The organism is Vibrio sp. 2134-1 (assembly GCF_033339495.1).
The window spans coordinates 1-539 of record NZ_JAWOUS010000868.1 but is presented as its reverse complement, the minus strand read 5'-3'; the positions used below and the strand labels follow the sequence as shown (position 1 = coordinate 539).

Sequence of the window (539 nt, the reverse complement as noted above, 5' to 3'; positions counted from 1 at the left end):
GCCTTGTGGACGACCTTGGCCTTGCGGCTTGCTACCTGCTGGGCGGTTTGCACCGTTGCCGCTAGGGCGCTGGCCGTTGCTAGCAGGGCGTTGACCACCTTGTACTTTACCAGAACCGTTACGGTTGCCAGATGGTTTACCATCTTTTGAACCGCCTTCAGCGCGTTTGTTCAAGTGGCCACCGAAACCCGGTTGGTTTTTGGTGTGCTTGGTTGCAAAGCGGTTTGCACCGTGACGGCCAGACTTACGACGTTGCGCTGGAGTTTGAGCATCAATATCTTCTGCAGGAACCAAACACGTTGGTTTGTCACCAATCAAATGCTTCTTGCCCATGTTGATCAGTGCTTCACGAATTAATGGCCAGTTAGCAGGATCGTGGTAACGCAGTAGTGCTTTATGCAAACGACGTTGACGTTCACCTTTCGCGACTGGAATGTCTTCGCGCTGTTTGTACTTCACGCGTTTCAGAGGGTTAGTCTCTGAGTAGTACATTGACGTTGCGTTACACATCGGCGATGGGTAGAAGTTTTGTACTTGGT

Annotated in this window: 1 protein-coding gene; it reads right to left on the bottom strand. The window is 51.6% G+C overall.

Annotated features, from left to right (window positions below):
* The coding region (locus R7R78_RS28975) for a DUF3362 domain-containing protein (protein ID WP_225474951.1) at window positions 1–539 on the bottom strand (539 nt) is incomplete at both ends.